This is a genomic window from Leclercia sp. UBA7405 (assembly GCF_037152215.1).
Lineage (GTDB): Bacteria > Pseudomonadota > Gammaproteobacteria > Enterobacterales > Enterobacteriaceae > Enterobacter > Enterobacter pneumoniae.
The window spans coordinates 1170237-1190116 of sequence record NZ_JBBCMR010000001.1 but is presented as its reverse complement, the minus strand read 5'-3'; the positions used below and the strand labels follow the sequence as shown (position 1 = coordinate 1190116).

General features: G+C 56.0%; 22 protein-coding genes. 12 read left to right on the top strand and 10 right to left on the bottom strand.

Going from position 1 to position 19880, the window contains the following annotated elements:
• Positions 1–376: 376 nt before the first annotated feature.
• The 5 genes from osmY to clcB all read left to right on the top strand — a co-directional run bounded on the left by osmY (position 377) and on the right by clcB (position 5203).
• A complete protein-coding gene (osmY, locus tag WFN75_RS05770; RefSeq protein WP_207293679.1) occupies positions 377–1087 on the top strand; it encodes an ABC transporter permease in 711 nt (236 codons plus the stop codon).
• 21 nt (positions 1088–1108) lie between these two features.
• A complete protein-coding gene (locus tag WFN75_RS05765; protein WP_263617739.1) occupies positions 1109–2008 on the top strand; it encodes a glycine betaine ABC transporter substrate-binding protein in 900 nt (299 codons plus the stop codon).
• Between the two features lie 9 nt (positions 2009–2017).
• The gene (gene osmW, locus WFN75_RS05760; protein WP_040075814.1) at positions 2018–2665 is read left to right on the top strand and encodes an osmoprotectant ABC transporter permease OsmW; all 648 of its coding nucleotides are present in this window, start codon (positions 2018–2020) and stop codon (positions 2663–2665) included.
• Positions 2665–3813 (top strand): osmoprotectant ABC transporter ATP-binding protein OsmV, encoded by a 1149-nt coding sequence (osmV, locus tag WFN75_RS05755; RefSeq protein ID WP_046887260.1) that lies wholly within the window; start codon positions 2665–2667, stop codon positions 3811–3813. Before osmW ends, osmV begins: the two co-directional genes overlap by 1 nt.
• A gap of 97 nt (positions 3814–3910) precedes the next feature.
• Positions 3911–5203 (top strand): voltage-gated ClC-type chloride channel ClcB, encoded by a 1293-nt coding sequence (gene clcB, locus WFN75_RS05750; RefSeq protein WP_336995758.1) that lies wholly within the window; start codon positions 3911–3913, stop codon positions 5201–5203.
• On the opposite strand, the gene bioD is transcribed toward clcB, so the two are convergent.
• The 3 genes from bioD to WFN75_RS05735 all read right to left on the bottom strand — a co-directional run bounded on the left by bioD (position 5156) and on the right by WFN75_RS05735 (position 8225).
• The gene (gene bioD / locus WFN75_RS05745; protein ID WP_212478033.1) at positions 5156–5851 is read right to left on the bottom strand and encodes a dethiobiotin synthase; all 696 of its coding nucleotides are present in this window, start codon (positions 5849–5851) and stop codon (positions 5156–5158) included. The genes clcB and bioD overlap by 48 nt on opposite strands.
• A gap of 126 nt (positions 5852–5977) precedes the next feature.
• Positions 5978–7198: a sugar metabolism global transcriptional regulator Mlc gene (gene mlc / locus WFN75_RS05740; protein WP_040078502.1), complete on the bottom strand. Its 1221-nt coding sequence runs from the start codon at positions 7196–7198 to the stop codon at positions 5978–5980.
• Between the two features lie 127 nt (positions 7199–7325).
• Positions 7326–8225, bottom strand: coding sequence for a LysR family transcriptional regulator (locus tag WFN75_RS05735; protein ID WP_336995757.1), 900 nt, complete (start codon positions 8223–8225; stop codon positions 7326–7328).
• A 121-nt stretch (positions 8226–8346) separates the two neighbouring features.
• Between WFN75_RS05735 and WFN75_RS05730 the strand changes: the two genes are divergently transcribed.
• The 5 genes from WFN75_RS05730 to WFN75_RS05710 all read left to right on the top strand — a co-directional run bounded on the left by WFN75_RS05730 (position 8347) and on the right by WFN75_RS05710 (position 13042).
• Complete coding sequence (locus WFN75_RS05730) at positions 8347–9600, top strand: MFS transporter (RefSeq protein WP_336995756.1); 1254 nt, start codon at positions 8347–8349, stop codon at positions 9598–9600.
• Positions 9601–9673: 73 nt separating this feature from the next.
• Complete coding sequence (locus tag WFN75_RS05725; protein ID WP_336995755.1) at positions 9674–11158, top strand: carboxypeptidase M32; 1485 nt, start codon at positions 9674–9676, stop codon at positions 11156–11158.
• Between the two features lie 98 nt (positions 11159–11256).
• Positions 11257–11496 (top strand): DinI family protein, encoded by a 240-nt coding sequence (locus tag WFN75_RS05720; protein ID WP_040075822.1) that lies wholly within the window; start codon positions 11257–11259, stop codon positions 11494–11496.
• Positions 11497–11633: 137 nt separating this feature from the next.
• Entirely contained in the window at positions 11634–11951 is a 318-nt protein-coding gene (gene asr, locus WFN75_RS05715) for an acid resistance repetitive basic protein Asr (protein WP_046887255.1), read from the top strand.
• A gap of 269 nt (positions 11952–12220) precedes the next feature.
• Positions 12221–13042 carry a trypsin-like serine peptidase gene (locus tag WFN75_RS05710; RefSeq protein ID WP_046887254.1) on the top strand — a complete coding sequence of 274 codons (822 nt, stop codon included), beginning with the start codon at positions 12221–12223 and terminating at the stop codon, positions 13040–13042.
• Between the two features lie 159 nt (positions 13043–13201).
• Here the strand turns inward: WFN75_RS05710 and mdtI are convergent, their stop codons facing one another.
• The 3 genes from mdtI to WFN75_RS22640 all read right to left on the bottom strand — a co-directional run bounded on the left by mdtI (position 13202) and on the right by WFN75_RS22640 (position 14168).
• Entirely contained in the window at positions 13202–13531 is a 330-nt protein-coding gene (gene mdtI, locus WFN75_RS05705; RefSeq protein WP_040075825.1) for a multidrug/spermidine efflux SMR transporter subunit MdtI, read from the bottom strand.
• Positions 13518–13880: a multidrug/spermidine efflux SMR transporter subunit MdtJ gene (gene mdtJ, locus WFN75_RS05700; RefSeq protein WP_040075826.1), complete on the bottom strand. Its 363-nt coding sequence runs from the start codon at positions 13878–13880 to the stop codon at positions 13518–13520. The genes mdtI and mdtJ overlap by 14 nt, the downstream gene beginning before the upstream one ends.
• A 117-nt stretch (positions 13881–13997) precedes the next feature.
• Positions 13998–14168 carry a protein YdgV gene (locus WFN75_RS22640; RefSeq protein ID WP_425352478.1) on the bottom strand — a complete coding sequence of 57 codons (171 nt, stop codon included), beginning with the start codon at positions 14166–14168 and terminating at the stop codon, positions 13998–14000.
• Positions 14169–14297: 129 nt separating this feature from the next.
• Between WFN75_RS22640 and WFN75_RS05695 the strand changes: the two genes are divergently transcribed.
• Positions 14298–15335: an AI-2E family transporter gene (locus tag WFN75_RS05695; RefSeq protein ID WP_336995754.1), complete on the top strand. Its 1038-nt coding sequence runs from the start codon at positions 14298–14300 to the stop codon at positions 15333–15335.
• A gap of 3 nt (positions 15336–15338) precedes the next feature.
• On the opposite strand, the gene WFN75_RS05690 is transcribed toward WFN75_RS05695, so the two are convergent.
• Positions 15339–16289, bottom strand: coding sequence for a zinc-dependent alcohol dehydrogenase family protein (locus tag WFN75_RS05690; protein ID WP_336995753.1), 951 nt, complete (start codon positions 16287–16289; stop codon positions 15339–15341).
• Positions 16279–17175 (bottom strand): LysR substrate-binding domain-containing protein, encoded by an 897-nt coding sequence (locus tag WFN75_RS05685; RefSeq protein ID WP_336995752.1) that lies wholly within the window; start codon positions 17173–17175, stop codon positions 16279–16281. The genes WFN75_RS05690 and WFN75_RS05685 overlap by 11 nt, the downstream gene beginning before the upstream one ends.
• Positions 17176–17286: 111 nt before the next feature.
• Here WFN75_RS05685 and WFN75_RS05680 point away from each other — a divergent pair, with 111 nt between their 5' ends.
• Positions 17287–17898, top strand: coding sequence for a LysE family translocator (locus tag WFN75_RS05680; RefSeq protein WP_336995751.1), 612 nt, complete (start codon positions 17287–17289; stop codon positions 17896–17898).
• Here the strand turns inward: WFN75_RS05680 and smrA are convergent.
• Together smrA and WFN75_RS05670 are read right to left on the bottom strand one after the other, a co-directional pair.
• On the bottom strand, positions 17895–18458 hold the full coding sequence (gene smrA / locus WFN75_RS05675) for a DNA endonuclease SmrA (protein WP_207293668.1): 564 nt from the start codon (positions 18456–18458) through the stop codon (positions 17895–17897). The two genes, WFN75_RS05680 and smrA, sit on opposite strands and share 4 nt — an antisense overlap.
• A gap of 341 nt (positions 18459–18799) precedes the next feature.
• Positions 18800–19723, bottom strand: coding sequence for a LysR family transcriptional regulator (locus tag WFN75_RS05670; protein WP_046887247.1), 924 nt, complete (start codon positions 19721–19723; stop codon positions 18800–18802).
• Positions 19724–19880: the final 157 nt, after the last annotated feature.

Genomic DNA, 19880 nt, shown 5'->3' with positions numbered 1-19880 from the left:
CTGCAGAATTTGTGATAGTTCTTTTTATGCTGGCTCAGGTCACCACGTAAGAGACGCTGAACGGTAACGCGAAGAGTACAGGCGAACAGAGCAGGCTGCCAGACCCGCGTTTTCAGGGTTGACAGCCGCCACCATAGTGACGTTGTCACTTGTAGCATCGCGGTTTAAGACTATTCTGCTCGGCCCTGTGCCATACGTTATGCCATAAGGCGTAACACCCTGTTTTCCCTCTAAACCTTGCGCAACACTTTTTGTCATTAACTGGCACCTTTGCCGGCTCGTTGCTATAGCTGAAAAAGACCCTGCCGGAACATGGCATAACAACAGGCGACCAACAGGTTGCTATAACGCATGCACAACAGGGAGACACACCGCAATGCACGCATCGTTTTTCACACGCGCACTGTTATTTATCGCCGCCATCGCCGTGGTACTCGGGTTGCTTACCTGGGGAATTGGCCTCGAGACGATAAAAGCGCGCCAGGTTGACCTGATCTATCTCGGCCAGCAGCATCTCATCCTGGTCTTTTCCTCCATGTTTTTTGCTTTGTTGATTGGCATTCCCAGCGGTATTGCCCTCAGCCGCCCCGCCGCACGCGGTATTGCCGAATATGTAATGCAGATCTTTAACGTCGGCAATACGTTGCCACCGCTGGCCGTACTGGCGCTGGCGATGGTGGTGATTGGCATCGGTGACACCCCGGCCATCATCGCCCTTTTCCTTGCTTCGCTGCTGCCCATTGTGCGTAACACCTACGCCGGGCTCTGTTCAGTCCCCTCTTCCTTACTGGAGGCGGCAAATGGCATCGGCATGACCAAATGGCAACGCCTGCGTCAGGTCGAGCTGCCCAATGCCTGGCCGGTAATCTTATCGGGGATCCGCATCGCAACCGCCATTAACGTGGGCACCGCGCCACTGGCGTTTCTGATCGGGGCCAGCAGCTATGGCGAGCTGATCTTCCCGGGCATCTACCTGAACGACTTCCCGACGCTGATTCTGGGTGCTGCCGCCACGGCGCTGTTTGCCCTGATTCTGGATACGTTGCTGGCTGTGCTGGGCCGTCTGCTAAGCCCGCACACCGCCTGATAATTATAATAAGGAGCCACCATGACACTCTTTTCCCGCCTGGCAGGGCTATGTGCTGCCACGCTCTTAGTCGCGCAAGCTCAGGCCGCGCCACTGATTCTGGCGACCAAAAGCTTCACCGAGCAACATATCCTCTCTGCCATGACTGTGCAGTATCTGCAGAAAAGAGGCTTTGAGGTTCAGCCAAAGACCAACATCGCGACGGTGATCTCCCGTAATGCCATGATCAACAAGCAGATTGACATGACCTGGGAGTACACAGGCACCTCGCTGATTATCTTTAACCATATCAATAAGCGCATGTCGCCCGAAGAGTCTTACGAGACGGTAAAACGCCTGGATGCGAAGCACGGTCTGGTGTGGCTTAAACCGGCCGATATGAACAATACCTACGCCTTCGCCATGCAGCGCAAGCGGGCCGAAGCGGAGCACATTAATACCATGTCGGAGATGGTGGAAAGAATTGAAAAAATCCGTAAAACCGATCCGGACAATAACTGGCTGCTGGGGTTGGATCTGGAGTTTTCCGGGCGCAGCGATGGCATGAAACCCCTGCAGGCTGCCTACCAGCTGGAGCTTGACCGCCCACAGATCCGCCAGATGGATCCGGGTCTGGTCTATAACGCCATTCGTGACGGTTTCGTCGATGCCGGCCTGATCTACACCACCGATGGTCGGGTAAAAGGCTTCGACCTGAAGGTGCTGGAAGATGACAAAGGTTTCTTCCCCAGCTATGCGGTTACGCCGGTGGTGCGCCAGGATACGCTGAAAGCGAACCCGGGACTGGAGGAGGCGCTGAACACACTCTCTGACCAGTTAAATAATGAGGTGATCACCGAGCTGAATAAAAAAGTGGATATCGATCATCAGTCACCCCAGCAGGTCGCTCGCGACTTCCTGCTTAGCAAAAAACTGCTGTAAGGAGGAGAGATGGAGACGATTCACTACATCATAGACAACTGGGGTTATCTGATGACCCTCACCTTCCAGCACCTGTGGCTGGTCGCGCTGGCGGTAGGGCTGGCGATAATCATCGGCGTTCCGCTCGGGATTCTGATTGTCCGCCATAAATGGCTGGCCACGCCGATACTTGGCCTGACCACCATCCTGCTGACCATACCGTCGATTGCGCTGTTCGGGCTGATGATTCCGCTCTTTTCGCTGATCGGTCATGGCATTGGCGCCCTGCCTGCCATCACCGCCGTGTTTCTCTACTCACTGCTGCCCATTGTACGTAACACCCATACCGCCCTCGACAGTCTGCCGTCCGGTCTGCAGGAGGCGGGGCGCGGTATCGGCATGACCTTCTGGCAGCGCCTGCGCTGGGTTGAGATCCCGATGGCACTGCCAGTCATCTTTGGCGGCATTCGTACCGCCGTAGTGATGAATATCGGGGTGATGGCAATCGCCGCCGTGATTGGCGCGGGCGGTCTGGGGCTGCTGTTACTGAACGGCATCGGCGGCAGTGATATCCGTATGCTGATTGCCGGCGCCGTAATGATTTGTCTGTTAGCCATTGTGCTGGACTGGCTGCTGCACCGTTTGCAGCGCGTTCTGACTCCAAAGGGGATTCGATAATGATAAAACTGGAAAACCTCACCAAACAATTTGCCCAGAAAAATGGTCAGGGCGTGAAAGCGGTAGATAACGTTAATCTGAACGTGCCCGAGGGCGAAATGTGTGTGCTGCTGGGCCCTTCCGGCTGCGGTAAAACCACTACGCTGAAGATGATCAACCGCCTGATTGCCCCCAGCAGCGGCAAAATTTTGATTAACGGCGAAGATACCACCGGCATGGATACCGTAACCCTGCGTCGTAGCATCGGGTATGTGATTCAGCAGATCGGTCTTTTCCCGAATATGACCATCGAAGAGAACATCACCGTGGTCCCCCGCATGCTGGGCTGGGACAAGAAACGTTGTAAAGAACGCGCCACAGAGTTGATGGACATGGTGGCGATGGATCCGCACAAGTTCCTAAACCGCTATCCGCGCGAAATGTCCGGCGGTCAGCAGCAGCGTATCGGCGTGATTCGCGCCCTGGCGGCGGATCCGCCGGTACTGTTGATGGATGAGCCCTTCGGCGCCGTCGACCCCATCAACCGCGAAGTGATTCAGAATCAGTTCCTGGAGATGCAGCGTAAGCTGAAAAAGACGGTGATGCTGGTGAGCCACGACATCGACGAAGCGCTCAAGCTGGGGGATCGTATTGCCGTCTTCCGCCAGGGGCGTATTGTACAGTGCGCCAGCCCTGACGAGCTGTTGGCAAAACCGGCGAACGACTTTGTCGGCTCTTTTGTCGGCCAGGACCGCACCCTGAAGCGTCTGCTGCTGGTATCAGCGGGTGATGTCACCGACCAGCAGCCGACCCTTACCGTGCGCCCGGATACGGCTTTAATGGAAGCCTTCGCGCTCATGGACGATAACGATATTCGCGCCGTCACCGTGGTCGATGGTCAGGGCAAGCCGCTTGGATTTGTTAAGCGTCGGGAAGCCCGAAATGCTACGGGGGCCTGCGGCGATATTATCCATCCGTTCCGCATCACCGGCAAAGCCGAGGACAACCTGCGCGTTGTGCTGTCGCGCCTTTACGAGAGCAACACCAGCTGGATGCCCATCGTCGATGAAGAGGGACGCTATAACGGCGAAATTTCCCAGGACTATATTGCCGAATACCTCAGCTCCGGTCGTACCCGCCGGGCGCTGAATATTCATAGCGACACTTAATCCCATCCGGCCCGGCTTCTGTCGGGCCGAATACGGCTTTCCTGACCGTCGATTTTCCCTCACAATTACTCCACTCTTCCTCTTCTATTGCCGAGCTATGCAGCGTCTTCATGCTTATCCCGATATCCGGGCGATGTTTCGTCGGTTACTGATTGCCACCCTGACGGGCGTGCTGGCGGCACTGGCCGTGGCCGTCTTCCGCCATGCGATGTACCTGCTCGAAGTGGCATTTTTAAGTAATGACAGCGGTAGTCTGGTGAACGCGGCCGCCAGTCTGGCCCCCTGGCTGCGCGCCATCACCCCGGCGCTCGGGGGACTGGCGGCGGGTCTGCTGCTGTGGGGCTGGCAACGCTATACGTGCCAGCGCCCGCATGCCCCCACCGACTATATGGAGGCGATTGAAACCGGTGACGGGCAGTTCGATTATCCTGGCAGTCTGGTGAAATCCCTCGCCTCGTTGCTGGTGGTGACGAGCGGCAGCGCCATTGGCCGCGAAGGGGCAATGATCCTGCTGGCGGCGCTGGCGGCCTCGTGGTTTGCCAGGCGCTTTACTCCACAGCGCGAGTGGAAACTGTGGATAGCCTGCGGTGCGGCAGCCGGTATGGCCAGCGCTTATCATGCTCCACTGGCAGGCAGTTTATTTATCGCCGAAATCCTGTTTGGCACCCTGATGCTCGCCTCGCTCGGCCCGGTGGTGGTTGCCGCTGTAGTGGCGCTGCTGACCACTCAGCTTCTCAGCCCGGGCGTGACGCAGCTGTATCAGGTGCACCTGAGCGGCTTACCCAACGGCGTCGATTATGCGCTGATGATCGCCATGGGGCTGCTGGCAGGGCTTGGCGGCCCCCTCTTAATGTGGTTGATGGACCAAAGCCACGCCCTCTTCGTGCGGCTAAAGCTCTCTCCCCCGCTGCAGCTGGCGCTGGGCGGATTGATTGTCGGGTTACTGTCGCTGTTAACGCCCCGGGTCTGGGGCAACGGCTATAGCGTGGTTCAGGCGGATCTGCTGGCCCCGCCGCTGCTTGCGGTCGTAGGCGGCGTGTTGATCTGCAAATTGCTGGCGGTATTAGCCAGTAGCGGTTCAGGCGCCCCCGGTGGAGTATTTACACCGACGCTGTTTATCGGTATGGCGCTGGGAATGGTCTTCGCCCGGATAGCCGGCGTAGCGATCCCCCAGCCGGAGATGGCGATATTGTTGGGGTTAACGGGGATGGCCACGCTGCTGGCGGCCACCACCCATGCGCCGATTATGGCGACGTTGATGGTCTGTGAAATGACCGGGCAGTATGCGCTGCTGCCCGGCTTACTGATTGCCTGCGTGCTGGCGTCGGTACTGTCGCGAACCTTACGCCAGAACGCGATCTACGGCCAGCGCGCGGCCGAACATGGTTAGATCGATATACTGCGACAGCTCTCGCTGCTCTGCCCGCGGCAGATAAGGCAACTCGCCCACCAGAGGGCCCGGCAGTTTTTTGCTCAGCACCTCGATGATTTCGGCGTAGTGGGCCAGCCCGGGATTGATGCGGTTCGCCACCCAGCCCACCAGCGGCAGACCGTCGTTGGCGATAGCCTGGGCGGTAAGAAGGGCATGGTTAATGCAACCCTCCTGAATACCCACCACCATCAGTACCGGCAGTTGCTCCTGGACCACCCATTCAGAGAGCGGACGCAGGTCGTTCATCAGACTCCGCCAGCCGCCAGTGCCTTCAACCACCACGTGCTCGACCTTGTCACTTAAGTTCGCCAGGCCGTTCGACAGCAAGGTGTAATCGACACGCCCGCTGTGCGCTACGCTGCTCTCATCTTCGCTGAGGGCAATAGGGTTAATCGCCTCATAGGGCAGCGCCAGGGAAGAGACGCTTTGCAGCACCAGCGCGTCTTTATTACGCAATCCTTCTGGCGTCTCTTTACTGCCTTTTGCGACTGGCTTGTATCCTGCCACGCACTTACCGCTCGCAGCCAGGGCCTGCAGTAAGGCGCGGGAGACCACTGTTTTGCCGACAGAGGTATCCGTACCCGTAACAAAGAAACGCTTAAGCATCACTTACTCCACCGTTATGCCGTGAAAATATAAACCAACGAAATAATTCAGTGGAGGAAGTCTAAGGTATGCGTGATATCACCGGCTTGAGATAGCGCAATATTTGGTAACTCTATCGGAAATCAATTAACCCTGGAGTAAGCGAATCAGTAAGGAGCCGTTATACATCGCATCTTTGACCAGCGCCGCTCCGGCCATGGTGCCCTGATTAGTGAACTGGGTGCTTTCAACGGCAATGTGTTTGCTGTAGGCGGGCAAGGATTGCTGGCGGATGCAGTCGGCAATAGCCGGGAAGAGGACATCGTGCGCCTGGCTCAGGGGGGAGCCAATCAGAATTTTTTGCGGGTTGAACAGGTTAACCATAATGGCGAGAATGCGCCCAACGTTATTACCCACCCCGGTAATAATATCTTTCGCCAGCAAATCGCCCTGCTGCGCGGCGGCACAGAGCGACTCGACGGTGAGTGGCTGGCCGTGCAGCATTGAGCTCATTGACTGGCTCAGGCGCAGTTGGGCCAGCTCCATAATACTTTCGATACTGGCGATGGTCTCCAGGCAGCCGTGGTTACCGCAATAACAGCGTTTACCATAGGGATCGACCTGAGTATGACCAATCTCGACCAGACTGCTGCTGCCCGCATGCAGGAGACGACCATCGGTAATGACGCCGGCGCCGACGTTATGATCGATGACCACCTGAATAACGTCCCGCGCCCCGCGCGATGCACCAAACAGGGCTTCGGCCATGGTCCAGGCGCTGATATCATGCTGGATGTACACCGGCACGCCGGTATGCTTCTCCAGCACTTCGCCCAGGGCCATCTCTTTCACATCCTCGTAAAAAGGCATGCGGTGGACCACGCCGTTTTCGGTATCAATAATGCCTGGCAGCGTGATAGCGATAGCGGTCAGGCGTTCCAGTTTTTGCTGATGATTGATAAAGAACTGATCGATAAGCGCAGTAATGCGCTGCAGCAGCGGCTGCGCCGCCGTGAGGGGTAACGGCAAGCGGTCTTCTACTACTAACTTGCTGCTGAGATCCCGCAGGGCGAGCATAATCTCACCGCGGCTGATACGCAGCGACAGGTAGTGCCAGGCTTCGGTTTCTACCACCAGCCCCACTGCCGGACGACCACGGCTGCCCGGCTCCTGAATCTCAGTCTCTTGCACCAGGTGAGCTTCGAGCATTTCGCGGACAATTTTTGTAATACTGGCGGGAGCCAGTTGAGCAAGACGGGAGAGGTCAATACGCGAAACCGGACCAAGCTGATCAATCAGGCGATATACTGCTCCTGCATTGGTCTGTTTGATCTGATCAATATGCCCAGGCTGACTATCAGCAACCACCACGTACTCCCTTATTTTCGCGCTTCGAAATAAACTTTCGGCTATGGTGAAACACTTCACTGTCGGTCGTCAAATATTTACGTAGCCTTGTGATTAACCGCACGTTTTTAACCCTGTTTTGGCGATTTTAGCGCCCCGGCGCGGCAGTAATCAGTTGCGTTTTGAAACGCTGTGCCGCTGCGCTCAGTTCGTGGTGCCTGGGCCAGACCAGCCACATTTCGGAAACGGCATCCGGTTCGGCAAGGGGGACCCAGCGCATTTCGTTGAGTTGCACCCGCTTAAACGAGGCGGGCAGAATAGATACCCCCAGCCCGGCCGCTACCAGACCAATAATCGTCATCGCCTCGCCCACCTCCTGGGCCATCACCGGCGCCAGCCCATAACGGCGCATTATCCCGAGAATATCGTCATAAAGCCCGGTGCCCACATGCGGATCAAAAAAGACAAACGGCTCTCGCGCCAGCTCGGCCAGCGTCACCGTCGGCTTTGCCGCTAACGGATGATCTTTGGGGATCATCGCCATCAGGGGTTCTCGCAGAATAGGTTGCCAGTCCAGGCTTTCCGGGAGTTGGGTGTTGCGCATTAACCCCAGATCCAGCGACCCTTCGTTCAGGGGAACGATCTGCTCACGGGTGTTAATCTCTCGCGTCTGAATATGCACGTCGGGATAGTGACGGCGAAACGATGACAACGTCGTCGAGACGGCCGTGATAAAGGGAGCGGAAGAGGTAAAACCGATGCGCAACTCTCCGGTTTCACCCAGGTGAAGCCGTGCCGCACGGGCGGCGGCCTCGTCTACGGTACCGAGGATCTGGCGGCTGTCGGCAAGAAACTGTTTACCCGCCGCCGTAAGCGCAACGCTTCGGTTGGTTCGCGCCAGCAGACGCGCCCCGACCTGCTGCTCGAGTATTTGAATTTGTTGACTCAGCGGGGGTTGCGAGATGTTGAGCCTGGCCGCCGCGCGGCCAAAGTGCAGCTCTTCAGCTACGGCAATAAAGTAGCGCAAATGTCGCAGTTCAATATTCATATATTTAAAGTATCATTTGAGATTATTAATATATTAGACAGAATATTTACAATTTCCTACCCTGATCATTGTGGTCATACCCATTACCCATCGTCACGGAAACCTAAACCAAGGAAACAGAGTGAGCCGTACAACTACCGCCGATATCGCGCCAGCAAGCGAGATCGACGACAAACCCGCCCGACCGCTGCCGGTACAATTCATAAAGCGCGGTACGCCGCAATTTATGCGCGTCACCCTCGCGCTCTTTTCCGCCGGACTGGCGACCTTTGCCCTGCTCTACTGCGTACAGCCGATATTGCCGGTACTCTCCAGCGAGTTTGGCGTTTCACCAGCCAGCAGCAGTATCTCCCTTTCGATTTCCACCGGCATGCTGGCTATTGGACTGCTCTTTACCGGCCCGCTCTCCGATGCCATAGGACGTAAACCGGTGATGGTTACCGCCCTGCTGTTGGCTTCGATCTGTACCCTGCTATCGACTTTGATGACCAGCTGGCACGGTATTTTGCTGATGCGCGCGCTGATAGGCTTATCGCTGAGCGGCGTAGCGGCAGTAGGAATGACCTATCTTAGCGAGGAGATCCACCCCAGTTTTGTTGCATTTTCGATGGGGCTCTACATCAGTGGAAACTCGATTGGCGGCATGAGCGGACGCCTGCTAAGCGGCGTGTTTACCGACTTCTTTAGCTGGCGGATCGCGCTGGCGGCCATTGGCTGTTTTGCGCTGGCCGCAGCGCTGATGTTCTGGCGTATATTGCCGGCATCACGCCATTTCCGCCCCACTTCGCTGCGTCCGAAAACGCTGTTTATCAACTTTCGCCTCCACTGGCGGGATAAAGGGCTCCCGCGCCTGTTCCTGATGGGCTTTTTGCTGATGGGCGCCTTTGTGACCCTCTTTAACTACATCGGTTACCGGTTGATGCTCTCCCCCTGGCATCTGAGCCAGGCGCTGGTGGGCCTGCTGTCGGTGGCTTACCTGACCGGCACCTGGAGTTCGCCGAAAGCGGGCGCCATGACGGCCCGCTATGGCCGCGGCCCGGTCATGGTGGCCTCGACGGGAATAATGTTGAGCGGACTTCTGCTGACACTATTCTCTCCACTATGGGTGATTTTTGCCGGGATGCTGCTCTTCTCGGCGGGCTTCTTTGCTGCCCATTCGGTGGCCAGTAGCTGGATTGGCCCCCGTGCGCGCCGCGCAAAAGGCCAGGCCTCTTCTCTCTACCTTTTCAGCTACTATCTCGGATCCAGTCTTGCCGGGACGCTGGGGGGCGTGTTCTGGCACTACTACGGCTGGAACGGCGTGGGGGCTTTTATCGCGATGATGCTCTGTGCCGCGTTGTTGGTGGGGGCCAGCCTGCATAAACGGCTGCATTAACAAAACCCGGCCTCGTGTTTACGCCAGCCTGATGCTAACGTGGGGCATTGGCTTGTTCAGACACGAGGTCTTAATGGAAAACAATAACTACCAACAACTCACCCGCACTTTCCAGCGTCTCTCCCGCTTCTCTCACCTCTCCTCCATCGCCAGCTGGGACATGTTTACCATGATGCCGCCAGGCGGGAGTGCGGCACGTGGCGAAGCCCTGGCAGAGCTGAGCGTGTTGCAACACCAGATCCTCACCGATAAAAAAGTGGGCGAATGGCTGGATGCGGCTCAGAGTGAGAATTTGAACGACGTCGAACAGGCCAACCTGCGAGAAATGCAGCGACATTATCAACAGGCGTCTCTCCTGCCTGAAGCCCTGGTCGAAGCGAAATCGCTGGCGGGCAGCAAATGTGAACATGCCTGGCGTACCCAGCGCCCTGCAAATGACTGGCAAGGCTTTTCGGCCAACCTGAAAGAGGTGGTCAAACTCAGCCGTGAAGAGGCCCGCCTGCGTGCGGAGGCGAAAGGCTGCACCCCGTACGATGCGCTGCTGGATATTTTCGAACCGGACATGACCAGCGCCCGGCTGGATGTACTCTTTGCTGATTTGAAATCCTGGCTGCCGCAACTGCTGGCGCAGGTTGTCGAAAAGCAGGCCCAGCAGTCGTTCGTGCCGCCTCAGGGGCCGTTCCCGATTGCCACTCAGCGTGAGCTGGGGCTTGAGACGATGACGATGCTCGGCTTTGATTTTAACGGCGGACGCCTGGACGTGAGCGCGCACCCCTTCTGCGGCGGCGTACCGGAAGATGTGCGAATCACGACCCGTTACGACGAAGAAGATCTGCTCAGCGCCCTGTTTGGCGTGGTGCATGAAACCGGCCACGCGCGTTACGAGCAGAACCTGCCGCGCACCTGGCAAGGTCAGCCGGTTGCGCTGGCGCGCTCGACGGCCATTCATGAATCTCAAAGCCTGTTTTTTGAGATGCAGCTCGGGCGCAGCAACGCCTTTCTGAAAAAGCTGCTTCCTGCCGTTCATCAACGTTTCGGTAGCCAGGCGGCGTTTTCTGAAGAGAACTTTATCGCCTGGAACCAGCGCGTTAAGCCGGGGTATATCCGCGTAGATGCGGACGAAGTGAGCTACCCGGCACACGTGGTTCTGCGCTACGAAATCGAGCGTGCGCTGATTAACGGCGATATCGAAGTGGACGATATTCCAGCCCTGTGGGATGAAAAAATGCAGGCCTGGCTCGGATTATCGACGAAAGATAACTACCGTAACGGCTGTATACAGGATATTCACTGGACCGACGGTGGTTTTGGCTACTTCCCGTCTTATACGCTGGGCGCGATGTATGCCGCACAGCTCTTCCATGCGGCCAGAAACGCGCTGCCGGGATTGGACAGCGCCATCGCCGAAGGCGATTTCAGCGCCCTGTTCGACTGGCTACGCCAAAATATTTGGCAGCACGGGAGTCGCTTCAGCACCTCGCAGCTCATTCAGCAGGCCACCGGCGAAGATCTGAATAGTGCGTACTTCCGCCAGCACCTCACCTCACGTTACCTCTGACCTCTCGCGCCGGGCGCTCCGCCCGGCGATTTCCCGCTTGCTATTTTTGACTGCGCCAGTTTAAATACTGGATATAAAAACAGTGCAAGGATTAACCGATGTTTGTGGAACTCATTTACGACAAGCGCAATGTGGCGGGTCTGCCTGGCGCACAAGAGATCATTCTTAATGAATTAACCCGCCGGGTTAACCGCATCTTCCCGGAAGCGGTAGTTAAGGTAAAGCCGATGCAGGCCAACAGTCTCAACAGCGATGCCAGCAAAAGCGATCGTGAAAAACTGAACCGCATGCTGGAAGAGATGTTTGATGAGGCCGATATGTGGCTGGTCGCTGAATAAACCGCTACTCGCACAGGTTGTACATATCGTTACACGCCGATACCAATCACTCACGGAAGCCTCGGATTTACAGGGATATAGTCTATTCAACGGCCCCGCAGTGGGGTTAAATGAAAAACCAATTCGAGGACAGAACGATGAAAAAAGTATTAGCTCTGGTTGTTGCCGCTGCTATGGGTCTCTCTTCTGCTGCGTTCGCTGCAGATGCTGCCACCACCGCGGCACCTGCCGCCACTGCAACCACCAGCGCGGCGCCAGCGGCAAAAACTGTGCACCATAAAAAACACAAGAAAGCCGCAGTGCAGAAAGCGCAGGCTGCGAAAAAACACCATAAAAAAGCGGTGAAAAAACAGGAAGCTGCGCCGGTTGCACAGAAAGCCCAGGCTGCGAAAAAACATCACAAGAAAGCGGTAAAACACGACGCGGCTAAACCGGCTGCTCAGCCCGCTGCATAAGGTCATGCGTGCCTGAGGGCACATCAGTATCCCGGTGCCGGAGCGCAATCTGTTCCGGCACCGTTTTTATTTCCGGAGGGCGTTATGCTGCGTCGCTATCGGTTTGAGCTGATTCTTATCACCCTAATTTTGTGCGCGCTGATTTCCGGTAGTTTTTTCCTTTCCTGAATGTAGCACGCTGATTTTGCTCCCACTTTCTTGCGGTCCCGTCTATAGTTATTTAACAGGGTTTACTTTAATAATCATAATTACCCCTTTCAGAGTGAGCTATGCATAGATCTGCAGCGATTTTACTGGGAACGTTAAGTCTCTTATCAGGTTTTTCTTATGCCGACGACGGCAGCGATGACGCGGCGAATGCCGATGAAATTCAGACGCTGTTCTTTGGTCATGATGACCGTACGCGCGTCAGCGATCCCACCCAGGCCCCCTGGGATGCGATCGGACAGCTTGAAACCGCCAGCGGTAACCTCTGCACCGCCACCCTCATTACCCCACGCCTGGCTCTGACCGCCGGGCACTGCCTGCTTACCCCGCCAAAAGGGAAAGAAGATAAAGCGCTCGCCCTGCGCTTTGTGTCGCAAAAAGGGTTATGGCGTTATGAAATACACGGTATCGAAGGGCGGGTGGATGCCTCTCTAGGCAAACGACTGAAGGCCGATGGCGACGGCTGGATTGTTCCCCCTGCCGCGGCTTCTTGGGACTTTGGGCTGGTGGTGTTGCGTTATCCGCCGTCCGGGATCACCCCCCTACCACTGTTTAGCGGCGATAAGGACGCGCTCACCGCCGCGTTGAAAGCAGCCGATCGCAAAGTGACGCAGGCAGGTTACCCGGAAGATCATCTTGACAGGCTCTTTACGCACCAGGACTGCGTCGTCACCGGGTGGGCGCAAAACAGCGTTCTTTCTCACCAGTGCGACACCCTGCCGGGTGACAGCGGTTCACCTCTGATGTTGAAAACCGCCAGCGGCTGGCAGTTGATTGGGGTACAAAGCTCGGCGCCGGCGGCGAAAGATCGCTGGCGGGCAGATAACCGCGCGCTCTCCGTCACCGGCTTTCGCGACAAATTACAGGCTCTGGCGCAAGAGTAATGCACCCCAGCTGCAACATGTTTTACTGCCTGTTGTCTTCAACAGGCATCGGCCAGCGCGGCTGGCTAAGTTAGCCATTCAATGCCCCTCTTGAACACCTAATTTTCAGCAAACACAGGTGGCAAATTTCGCTGCCCGCTCTCGCAGGCAGCAGAACAGTCAGGCCAGTTTTATCATCACCATTCCGGCAATCAGTAACACTAATCCGACCCAGCCTTTAGGATTGAGGCGCTGACCAAATAGGATCCAGCCCGCGGCTAAGGTCGCTGCGATGCCGAAACCGCCCCACAGAGCATAGGCCACCGACAGATCGATCCCCTTGACCGCCTGAGACAAGGCGCTAAAGGCCCCCAGCACGGCGGCGATAGAGAGGAGGCCCTGAAGTTTGCGGCGAAAACCGTCAGAGAATTTCAGGAAAATATTCGCGACGATCTCCAGCACAATGGCGAGCGCCAGCCAGGCGGCGTGGATCCATTCAAACTGCTGCATGGGTCACCTCGTTTTTCTGTTTTTTGCTTTTACGGGTGCCCGATTTAATCAACACAATGCCTGCGACCAGGGTCGTCAGACCGGCGATTTTCATCGTTGAAAGGGTTTCGTCAAACAGCATCACGCTGAAAAGGGTAATTATTAAAATACCTATTCCTTCCCAGAGTGCGTATGCGACACCCAGCGCGATTTTTTTTACCGCAAATGAGAGAAATATATAAGAGAGCGTAATCATCGCCAGCATTAAAATAAATCCGGCATGTCCACCACTGGTTGCTGCCCATTTCATCGACAGTGTGCCGGTTATTTCAGCGATAATGGCCAGAGCTAATAAGATCCAGTAAAACATGGTTTTCTCCTGCTTGAGAATAGAGTCCTTCGCGGCTCGCTGTGAACAGCAAACCTAAAAAAAGAAATAGCAATAGAAAGCTAAACGCGTAGCGTCAGCTCAGGCAGAGAGAGGGATCTATAGCGCGTTGCGCCAGTGTTGCTCACCAGCAAGCGGAGAGAAAGAGGGGGAGAAACCAAATGTAAATGCTGTGAAATACGTCCTGAACAGATTGTCCATAAAATTACAATTATCTGCGGTGTTGCTTCTCGTCATTGCAGATGAAAATTGTCTCCGGTAGTTAAACACAACTGATTTTTATCACAGGGCAAATATTTACTCAATACCTTTTCAATTCTTTACCCTTGTCGTTTGATATTGGTTAATTTATTTCCCTGCGCCTCGCGATTATTATTAACAAAAAACGCAGGAGCTCGTATGGCAAAACCTATCATCACGCTCAACGGATTAAAAATAGTCATCATGCTGGGCATGCTGGTCATCGTGCTGGCCGGGATCCGTTTTGCTGCCGATATTATCGTTCCCTTTATTCTGGCGCTGTTTATTGCCGTGGTACTCAATCCGCTGGTGCAGCGGATGGTGCGCCTGCGCGTGCCGCGCGTGCTGGCTATCTCGCTCCTGATTGGCGTGATTATTCTTGGCATGGTCCTGCTGCTGGCATATCTGGGCAGTTCACTGAACGAGCTGGCGCGCACCCTGCCCGTTTACCGCGATTCGTTGCTGGCGCCGTTACAACGGCTCGATCCCTGGCTCCACCGCGTGGGTATCGATGTGTCGATCGAACAATTACAAACATTTATCGATCCCAACGCCGCCATGACCCTGGTGACCAACCTGCTGACGCAGCTTTCGAATGCTATGACCTCGATTTTCCTGCTGCTTCTGACGGTAGTGTTTATGTTGATTGAAGTGCCGCAACTACCGGCGAAACTTCAGCCGCTCATGGCACGTCCCGCTGAAGGGATGGGCGCTATCCAGCGTGCACTCGACAGCGTGACCCACTACCTGGTGCTGAAAACGGCGATCAGCGTCGTGACCGGGCTGGTGGTCTGGGGCATGCTCACCCTGCTGGAGGTCCGCTTCGCGTTCGTCTGGGGATTGTTGGCCTTTGCGTTGAACTACATCCCTAATATCGGCTCGGTATTGGCCGCTATTCCCCCCATTGTTCAGGTGCTGGCGTTTAGCGGTTTTTACGATGCGCTGATTGTGCTGTCGAGCTATCTGCTGATTAACCTCGTGTTTGGCAATATCCTTGAGCCGCGCATGATGGGACGCGGGCTGGGACTTTCTACGCTGGTGGTCTTTTTATCACTGATTTTCTGGGGCTGGCTGCTGGGGCCGGTGGGCATGCTGCTCTCTGTACCGTTGACGATTATGGTCAAGATCGCCCTTGAGCAGACCGCAGGGGGGCAGAGCATTGCGGTGCTGCTCAGCGATGTGCAGCCATCGCGCTAACCTTTACGCGCCCGTCAGCTTAAGTAGCGGTTTCCCCACTCTCCCCGGCTGGCGATAATGCGTCAGCGCATCATGCCAGTCGGCAAAGGGCCAGACCACCGCGTCGCTATAGTGGCTGGAGATCAACCGTGGCCACAGGGCCTGAAATTCGGCCTGCCACTGCTCGGTAGTCAGGGTGGCAAAGGTATTGCGCACATGAAACCAGTGCACCTGCGGATAGTGGTGTCTCAGGGTAAAGGGCTGTCCGCTGAGCAGGCCATAGCTCACAAAGGTTCCCTTTTTCGGCATTCGTTCCAGCAACCTTTGCGCCAGTGCGCCTCCTGTCGCATCGAATACCCCCTCGCTAGTGGCGGCGACGTGGCAAACCGCCCCGGCATCCTCCTGCGCCACAGGAATGATGCCCAGTGCGGCGAGTCGTTCGGCATGTGCTGGCGAACGGTGGATGCCATAGACAGCCCGGGCGCCGCTACCCAGCGCCCACTGGCCCAGTAACAGGGCACAATCTGATCCCGCGGCGGTGAGCAGCACCTGTTTGCCCGTTACAGGATAAAGTTTCAGCATCAATTGTGCCGCCAGCGGATTGATAAACGCTCGTGCGGCCAGCGTATCACCGACCTCATCCGGCACCGGGATCGCCAGCGCAGCCGGGCAGTCCACTCGCTGCTGCCAGGTGCCCTCTCCCCGCAGAGGCAGCACGCGGCGCCCCAGCAGATGACCAAAAGCAGCCGGCGCGTCTATTACCCTGCCCACTCCTTCATAGCCCGCCACGGCAGGCAGGGAGATTCGATGGCGATAGGCTCCCGTAATGGGAATTAAATCGGATGCGTTCACCGGGGCGTAGAGCATCTCTAACCGAAGTGCATCTGCCGCACGCGCCCCTTTATTTTCGCTCTGCAGCCTGAGCACGGCATCGGGTTCGCCAAAACGCTGATAGGTTAACGCGTTATTGTTCATCGCAGCACTCCGGTACGCAGGTCAGAAGATAGTGACGCAGCGTCGCGATCTCTTTCTGTCGCGGACTGTCTACAGGCCACACCAGATAGTAGCCATCGCCCGTCACCACCTGGCGGGAAAACGGCAGCGCCAGCACCCCCTTCTCCAGCGCGTGGCGACTCAAGGTCAGGTCGGCCACCGACACGCCATGCCCGGCGATGGCGGCCTGGTTCCCCTGCTCCAGCGTATCGAAGAGATGGCCGCGGCTGATATCCACCTGCTGTTCCAGCGGGGTGTCTTTCAGCCAACGACGCCAGTCCCGGCGGTCTGCCGAGGGATGTATTAGATCGCAACCCGGAAGATTGCGCTGCGCCTGCGCCACCAGCGAGGGTGCGCAGACAGGGGCAAGACGCTCCGCAAACAGCCGCAGGGCGTGGGTCTGCTCGCCGAACTGCCCGTTCCCCAGCAGAATGGCGCAATCGAAAGCCTCACGATGAAAATCGATCCGGTCTACATCCATCCAGACGCTGGAGACCTGTACCTCCGGTACGCTATGGCGTTCATGAAAGCCTTTCAGCGCCTGAAGCAACCAGTTAACCGTCAGGGTGGTGGGTGCCTTCAGGCGCAGGAACTGAGGGGGAGTACGAAAGGCGTCACAAGCGCTTTCAAGCGCGACAAATCCGGTACGCAACTGGCTGGCCAGCGTTCGTCCCGCATCGGTTAACTCGACGCGGGGCCCTTTACGCAGGAATAGCTGGCAATGGAAATGCGCCTCCAGGGTGCGGATGTGGCGACTGATGGCGCCAGGGGTAACGTGCAACGCCTCGGCGGCACGGGTGTAAGAGCCATGCAGCGCGGCGATATCAAAGGCGCGCAGCGCATATAAGGGCGGAAGGGGTGAGGACATCGCGATCTTCCATGATGAGTTTTACTCACATTTAATCGCAGGATTTTCCGTTTTTCAATTCCCCAGCTTTTGCCGACACTCCCCACTCACTTTGTTTACCCGGAGGCAGTGATGGTTATCAGCTTGTTTGCGACGTATCTCTTTTCGGTGGTGCTGTTATTGATTACGCCGGGTCCGGTCGTGGCGCTTGTCACCCATACGGCGCTTCGTCAGGGGTACCGCCCGGCTTTTATCACCGTTGCGGGGAGTAATCTTGCGTCGCTCATGTTGATTGTCGGGGCGGTAGTGATGCTGAGCGGAGCGGTGCGCATTCATCCCCTCTCGCTTCCGCTGGCGGGCGTGGCGGGTTCTCTCTATCTCGGTTGGCTGGCGGCGGATCTGTGGCGGCAAGGTGGTACAGAGGCCCATGACGAGCCTTGCCGCGGGGGATTGGGGGTGGGGTTTTTCACCGCCATCGCCAATCCCAAAGACATCCTCTTCTTTGCCGCCTTTTTCCCACAGTTTATTCGCGTAACACCCGATTTTGCGCTGAGTGTAACCCTGCTTACGCTGGGCTGGATGATTCTGGATCTGCTGATTCTGTCGCTCTGGATCCTGAGCGTCCGCCGCTGTTTACCTGCCCGCTCCCTCCCGGTGGTGAATCGGCTGACGGCGCTGTTTTTAACGGGCGTGGCCCTTTCAGGCCTGGCGCTAAACAGTCAGGCCGCGTTCAATGTGCTTTAGCGGCTCCGTTTGGCATGGCGTTCGCGGGTGTCGAGTTTGGCTTCGCTGGACTTGCGCAATGCGACATAGCAGGCTCCGCTGCCGCCATGATGAGGCTGCGCGGGGCAGAAAGCCTGAACCGCCTCGAATTCCGTCAGCCAGCGAGCCAGATAGCTGCGCACGATGTTGGCGTGAGAATCCGCCTCACGGCCTTTACCGTGCACGATGATAAGGTTACGAAGCCCCTCCCGCTCGGCCTGACAGATGAAGCTAAACAGCCGTTGACGGCACTGCTCTACAGGGGTGCGCAACAGCGAAAGGCTGGCCTGGCGCGGATATTTCCCCAGACGTAGCTTCTCGACTACGCCCTGCTGGATACCTTCGCGCTGATAGGCCAGCGGCTCTGCAAGCGGAAGAATATCGAGATAGCCGGTGGTCAAAAAGTTATCGAGCTGTTCCAGATCGAGCGACTGTTTGTCACGCGCTTTTGGGGCGGGCTGCCAGTGGATATCAGTGCAGCGTTTCAGAGGCTGGACATCCTGCATCGCATCAAGGAAAAGCGATCTATCATCGGGTTTCATGGCAATCCTCCTGCTTCTACTGACCCCTTACTATACCTGGGTAGTATAGATGGCTCAATGGGCAGGGGTAAGCCGAATATAACGCTGCCGTGAAATAAAAATAAAAGTTAAATAAGTAAATTAACCGACCCCTTAATCGCCACTTAAGTCAAATTTAATAATAGTTAATACCGAGCCCCAATATAAAAATTGTGACACTGAATGCGTTATTTCCTTTATTTATTCCAGGATAACAGTTATAAATGCATCCATCTGCACAAGGAATGATTAAGCAGTGTATGCATGTGGAGCATTGCTGTGGGTACTGTAGAGTCTGTTGGATGTCGACAGGCTCTATTTTTTTATCCTTCATCCGCCATACTATTTATCTGCCTCGCATGCCGGCGGAACTGCGTGATCAACGATGTCGTCAGCGGCGTCTGGCGCGTGTCACGGCGCTGGATGAGGTAGTAGGTCGCCTTCGGCAGCGTCTCTTTGACCGGGAGCATCACCAGCCGGTTTGCCAGCAGCGGGTCACACCCCAACTCCTGCGGTAATATGCTCAAAAAATCACTTTGCGCCACCAGACTAATACTGGATGAGAATGTTTCGCATACAACGCCGATATTTGGGAATTGTTCTCGATTAATAAAAACTTCTTCTAACTGTTTATAATAACTACCCCGCGGTGTGGGCATCGTCCAGCTGTATTTTAACAATTCGCTTATCGATGTTGCGCCCAACGCCGGATGCCCCGCCCGGCAGAATATTGCAAAAGGCTTCTCAAAAAGTTTTTCAAAACTAAATTCGTGATCGTAAGGCCCCCGGTAATAGGTATTGATAGTAAAATCCAGTTCACCCTGCCTTAATTCATTGATCATCGACACCAGTTGGCCTTCCATGATGCGCACCTTCACCTGCGGGTGTTGCTGATGAAAGCGACTAATTACCCCTGGCATCAGCAGACGTGCCACGCTGGCCCCCATGCCGATGTTAATCTGCCCCGCGAGTTTCCCCTGACGTTGCAAAATGTCCTCTTGCGCCGAACGCAACTCCTCCAGAATGAGACTGGCATGGTGATAAAAGCTCTCGCCACATTCGGTCAGCGCCACCCCTTTACTGCGGCGGATAAAAAGCTGGGCGGCAATCCCCTCTTCAAGCTCTTTGATTGATTTCGTCAGCGCCGGTTGCGACAGATTCAATACCCGGCTGGCACCGCGAATGCTCCCCTGACGCGCCACTTCCACAAAAGCCCGAATTTGATGAAATTTTACCTGGAATGTCATAGCTGCACCGATAACCGTTGTTTATCAGAGAAAAGAAACTGTCATCTACTTTAATGGAAATGATTGTGTCAGGGTAATTCCCGAAAGGTTAAATCTGTGAAATAGCGGTGAGTGATAAGTAAAAACTATCACACCGTGAGGGAGTTCACATAATCTA